The following is a 5,123-nucleotide window of genomic DNA, read 5'->3' as shown; positions in this document are numbered from 1 at the left end:
GCTGGTATGATATTAACAACTATTCCAACAGTAAATGCGGAAGATGAAATTACATTAGATGAAGTGACTGATCAAATAATTGATATTTCAGATAAATATAATTAAGCTGGTGTTACATCAGGACAATTATTCAATTTAATTACGCTAACTCAAACGGATGATGAATTATTAGACGCTTTATCTTTAGATAAAAATGATTTATTTGATACATCTATACCAAAAAAAGTTAATATACAATCATCACGAAGTGGAGATCCATATGATGGAAATCCACTTGCGTCTAAAGAGGAACAAAAAGATCGAATGAAATATATTAGATCTGTATATGATAATGAATATAACGATGGAAATCATGATGAAAGCATATATATTTTGTATTTGTATACCTCTCATTATATTGAAAATATAAACTATGATAAGAGTTTTTCAGATGAAAAAAATTTCGGACATCCTGTATATGCAAATATTATTTCGCAAAATGATATAGATGCATATGAACAATTTTATAAAGCACAAGCAGGTGTCGCTATTTATAAAGCATTTAGAACTTATACAAGTGGAATAAAGAATTTTATTGAAAATGGTGCTAATTATACACTTATGAATGAATTGCTTGGATCAATAAAAGAAAATATGGATGATGAGTATTCAAAATATATAACAGCTCTTGATGCAGCTGGAATAACAAATAGTACTGATATTTTAGCAACAAGTGCCAAAATGTATAATGCATTTACTGGTGCTTTAGATAATGGAAAAACAAAAGAAGAAGAAATAATAGATTATATGAACAGCCAATTGGAACCTGGATTACAAGGGATGATTTCTAGTACGTATTTCGGATTTGTGAAAAATATATTAGATAAATTAAGTGGTTCAGGAGCAGCAACTGGATTATTTTCTTCAGTTTTATCTGGAGTTGTTTACTATTTTGATACACTTGCAAATGTAATACCTACTTTGTCGCTTGCAGGCTTGTATTATTCTTATCAAATGAGGAAAGCAGAAAGATTGGGTATCTACTATGGATTAAAACCAAGACCATAAAATGAAATAATTTAATAGTTAACATCAGAACTAAATATGTTAAAAGGCCTATAGCAATGACTGTAGGTCTTTTTTTGAAGGAAGGTGGATATTATGAAGGAAGTAATAATTATTATTGTTTCAATGCAAATTGGTGCACTAATAGGTGTTTTCACAATGTGCTTTTTACAAATTAATAAAGGAAATAGTAAATTTGATAATAAGTAAACAGAAGTCTAAACTGTATATGAAATAAATAACAATTAATAAAAGGAGATGAAGAAAGTATGAAAAAAAGGAATATTATAGTTTTAGCGTTATCTACACTGTTGGTTGTTTGTAATGCACTACCAATGAATAGCCATGTAGAAAATAAAAAAGCAGCAGTTATTTCACAAAAAGAGGTATCAAAAAAGAAAACAAAGAAAAAGGATGTATCCAAAGATGAAACCAATGAAAGTGATGAAATTGTAAATGATACAACCAAACAAGAAATAGAAGAAAATACGATTCTGGAAGATCAAGAATCTGTAAAAAATGATGTGCAAACTCAAGAGAAAACGAGTAATCAAAATACTAATGAAAATAAAACACAAAAGAAGGTTGAAACAAAACAAACACCAGTACAGCCTGTTGAAAGCAATCAGTCTTCTGTAACACCAAGTCAGCCAGCATCAAGTGGAAATACTACTAATGTACAACAACCTCAAAAGGAAGAACAAACAAAAATTTTAAGAGTGACATATTGGGTTAAATGTGATTGTGGAAAAGAACTGACACATTCAATAGATTATAAAGATTATGAGTCTTATTATAGTAGCAATGATTATTCAGTTAAAACTTTGATTAATCAATTATTAGATGAAGGACATTGTGCTGGAAATGAAGAAGTATGTGGTGCTTCGCATTATCAATATGGTACAAATGAAAATTGGATAAAAAGTTAAGTGAAATTTTACGAAGTATATTGCGTTGAATATAACGTAAAATAATAGTATAATGATTTTAATAAAAGGAGGAGAGAATATGCCAAATATAAAACCTATCTCTGATTTAAGAAATTACAGTGCAGTACTTGAAGATGTTACTGTTGGTTCTCCTGTTTATTTAACAAAAAATGGACATGGTTGTTATACTATTATGGATATAAATGAACAAGAAGAAATGTCAAGAAAAGCGAGGAAGTATGACAAGATGGTAGCAGAACTAGAAGTAATGAAAATGTTAAACGAAGGCTTAGCTTCAGCAAATGAAGAAGGCTGGATTGATGAAGATTCAATGAGATTACATTTTAAGGAAAGATTTGAAAATGAATAAGATACACTATTCACCAAAGTCACAACGAGATCTTGATGAAATTTATGATTATATTAAATATAAATTATGTAGTCCAATAGCTGCAAAGAATACAGTGTCAGGAATTTTAGATAAGATAGAAAATCTAAAGAGTCATTCAGATATTGGAAATATATGGTATCTTGAAAATGATGTAAACAGTGGGTACAGATATGTTCATTATAAAAACTATGTTGTCTTTTACATGGTAAAGAATGATGATGTCTATATCGTAAGAATACTTCATAGACTTCAAAATTATGTAAGTCAATTATTTTCGTAGAAATTAGATTTATAAGTAAATCATTATCAAACTATGTAGAAACATGATAGAATTAAATGCGGATAAAGAATAAGTAAATAGTTTATCATAAATAATTACTGAAAAATTCAAAATATTACCAACAATTTTTATAAAAATCTCTCATTCTTTATCCATTTAATATTATAAGCAGGCAGGTCGATATGATCTGTCTTTTTTTGTTGGAGGAATATATGTATTTAAATAAATGGGTATTCAAGCCATAGGACAATCGAAAGATTGTCCTTTTTTCATTTAATAAACAAAAGAAGTAGGGCAATGTTTAAAACTTGCATTGCAAACAATAAATAACAGGAGAAAAAGTAAAATGAAAAATAAACTTTCTAAACTATATAAGATTTTTTTAGCAGTAGGAATGGCATTTTCAATGTGTTTCAATACGCTTGGAATGAGTGTCGTAAATGCTTATGATCCATCCGTTCCTAAAGAATTTACAAGAGTGAAAAATATCAAGTATCCAGAATGGTGGGGCAGAAAGATTCCATCCATTGCTTCATGGTCAACGTATTCATGTAAATACGATGGCAAATGGGCTTTCTGTTTGGAAGCAGAAAAGAAAACACCTGCAAGTGGTAAATATCCTGCACAGGTCATTGAAAATAATGAAAACGTAAGAAAGCTACTTTACTATGGCTTTGGAGGTCCTGCAGCCTATGGTGAATTTGCTGCGGATGCTGATCTAAAGACAGCTATCTGTCCAGATGACCCTCTTACAAATGATGATATCAAATATCTTTTGACACATATCTTTTTAAGTGGCGCTTATTCAGGACAATGGAAAGGTTTTGATGAAAACTTGTTCAACCAAACATTCGGAAGTAATTATGGTACAAATATCATGAACATCTATCGTCGAATCATTTCATTACCTGATCCAGGTAATGGTGTTTCTTGGGAAGGCAACAAATCAGGAAACAGAGCATTGTTTAAAGCAAGCTATGATAAGACAAATAAGCAACAAGTTACAAATACTGTGAAATTAAATGGTGCTTCATCTGCTGAAGTGAATATCCCATTGGCTTCAAATGTGACAATTCACATTGCTGGAACTTCTGCAACACAAACAGGTGGTACTGCAAAAGTCTATGGCGGACAAAGCTTTTATTTCACAGCACCATGTCAAAATTCACCATCAAATTTTGTGAGTGACAATGTATGTGGAAACGGATGTGAACGATTTACAGCGTTAGCTATTCATGATGGAGGTGCTGGAACTCAAGCACAAGGAACTTGGAACATGGATCCTGATGATGCACGTCTATATTTAAATATTGAATGGCTTGATTTTGGTTCTTTGGAATTAACTAAAAAGAATACAAATCAAGATCTTATTGATGGTGCAAAATTCAATATCAAATCTGTTTCATATGATGGTTATAATGAAAATACCCTTGTAAAAAATGGAAAGATCAAAGTGAATGATCTAATGGTTGGAACTTATGAAGTCAAGGAAACAGAAGCACCTCATGGATATCTTTTAAATACAGATACTTTTACAGTCAAAGTAGAAAAAGATAAGACAACAGTATTGAGTGTTACAGATGATGAACCTAAAGGAAATATTGATTTCCAAAAAGAAATCGATACTTCTAAAACAAATGGTCTAAAAGGTGATGCTACTGCTGAAGGTGTTACTTTTGAATTACACGCAAGTGAAAAGATTACAAATCAGGCTGGAACAAAAACTTACTATGAAAAAGGTGCATTGGTATCAAGCAAAAAAACAGATGCCAATGGAAAGATTGCTTGGAGTGAATTGCCATTAGGAAAATATTACATTCAAGAATCAAAAACAAATGATTCATTGGTATTCAATGATGCAAAGATCAGTGTATCAATCGATTATGAAGGACAAACAGTTTCAAAAGTATCAAGAAGTGCAAAAGGTACTAACAGAGTGAATATGCAAAAGATCCAAGTTTTTAAATCAGGAGAAAAGGACAGTATTTCAGGTCTTGTAAAAGGATTACAAGGAGCAGAGTTCACGTTCAAATTGTACAGTGAAGTTAACCATGTCGGATGGGACAATGCTACAACTTATGCAGTCATCACAACTGATTCAAATGGTAAAGCAAATACACCATATCTGCCTTATGGAAAATATATCGTCAAAGAAACAAAGACACCTAAGGATTATATTACAGCCCCAGATTTCACAATTTCAGTAACAGATGATTACAGTGAATATAAAGATGTTGAACAGGTAAAACGTGTCAATGTGAATAACCGACCATTTACGTCACAACTTAAAATTATTAAATTAGATGCCGAATCAGGAAAGAAAGTCACATTAAATGGTGCATCATTTAAAATCAAAGATTCCAAAGGAAACTATGTTGTACAAAAAGTTGGCGGAAAGAAATATGACACATTTACAACCAATTCTAAAAACGTTGTCACAGTAAAAGACAGCGAAGAAGGAACAGTAACACTTCCTTTA

6 protein-coding genes are annotated in these 5,123 nt (G+C 31.0%); all 6 read left to right on the top strand.

Annotation, left to right across the window (positions count from 1 at the left end; all coding sequences use genetic code 11):
• Positions 1 to 303 precede the first annotated feature (303 nt).
• The gene (locus tag C7U54_RS14315; protein ID WP_107030719.1) at positions 304 to 1,047 is read left to right on the top strand and encodes a hypothetical protein; all 744 of its coding nucleotides are present in this window, start codon (positions 304 to 306) and stop codon (positions 1,045 to 1,047) included.
• 93 nt (positions 1,048 to 1,140) lie between these two features.
• On the top strand, positions 1,141 to 1,254 hold the full coding sequence (locus tag C7U54_RS15640) for a DUF3789 domain-containing protein (RefSeq protein WP_370747613.1): 114 nt from the start codon (positions 1,141 to 1,143) through the stop codon (positions 1,252 to 1,254).
• Positions 1,255 to 1,313: 59 nt separating this feature from the next.
• Positions 1,314 to 1,973 (top strand): hypothetical protein, encoded by a 660-nt coding sequence (locus C7U54_RS14310; RefSeq protein ID WP_107030718.1) that lies wholly within the window; start codon positions 1,314 to 1,316, stop codon positions 1,971 to 1,973.
• Between the two features lie 79 nt (positions 1,974 to 2,052).
• A complete protein-coding gene (locus C7U54_RS14305) occupies positions 2,053 to 2,343 on the top strand; it encodes a hypothetical protein (RefSeq protein WP_107030717.1) in 291 nt (96 codons plus the stop codon).
• Positions 2,336 to 2,644 carry a type II toxin-antitoxin system RelE/ParE family toxin gene (locus C7U54_RS14300; protein ID WP_107030716.1) on the top strand — a complete coding sequence of 103 codons (309 nt, stop codon included), beginning with the start codon at positions 2,336 to 2,338 and terminating at the stop codon, positions 2,642 to 2,644. The genes C7U54_RS14305 and C7U54_RS14300 overlap by 8 nt, the downstream gene beginning before the upstream one ends.
• Before the next feature lie 346 nt (positions 2,645 to 2,990).
• Positions 2,991 to 5,123, top strand: a 2,133-nt coding sequence (locus C7U54_RS14295) for a SpaA isopeptide-forming pilin-related protein (RefSeq protein ID WP_107030715.1), incomplete at its 3' end; no start/stop codon positions are given.

Origin of the sequence: Faecalibacillus intestinalis (assembly GCF_003024685.1) — a bacterium.
Lineage (GTDB): Bacteria > Bacillota_I > Bacilli_A > Erysipelotrichales > Coprobacillaceae > Faecalibacillus > Faecalibacillus intestinalis.
Note: the sequence above shows the minus strand (reverse complement) of the source record. Positions and strands in the feature narration are given on the sequence as shown.

What these genes read in the sequence shown, in the direction of transcription:
- C7U54_RS15640 (WP_370747613.1), top strand. Translation starts at nt 1,141, where the DNA reads ATGAAGGAAGTAATAATTATTATTGTTTCAATGCAAATTGGTGCACTA.
- C7U54_RS14300 (WP_107030716.1), top strand. Translation starts at nt 2,336, where the DNA reads ATGAATAAGATACACTATTCACCAAAGTCACAACGAGATCTTGATGAA.
- C7U54_RS14315 (WP_107030719.1), top strand. Translation starts at nt 304, where the DNA reads ATGAAATATATTAGATCTGTATATGATAATGAATATAACGATGGAAAT.
- C7U54_RS14310 (WP_107030718.1), top strand. Translation starts at nt 1,314, where the DNA reads ATGAAAAAAAGGAATATTATAGTTTTAGCGTTATCTACACTGTTGGTT.
- C7U54_RS14305 (WP_107030717.1), top strand. Translation starts at nt 2,053, where the DNA reads ATGCCAAATATAAAACCTATCTCTGATTTAAGAAATTACAGTGCAGTA.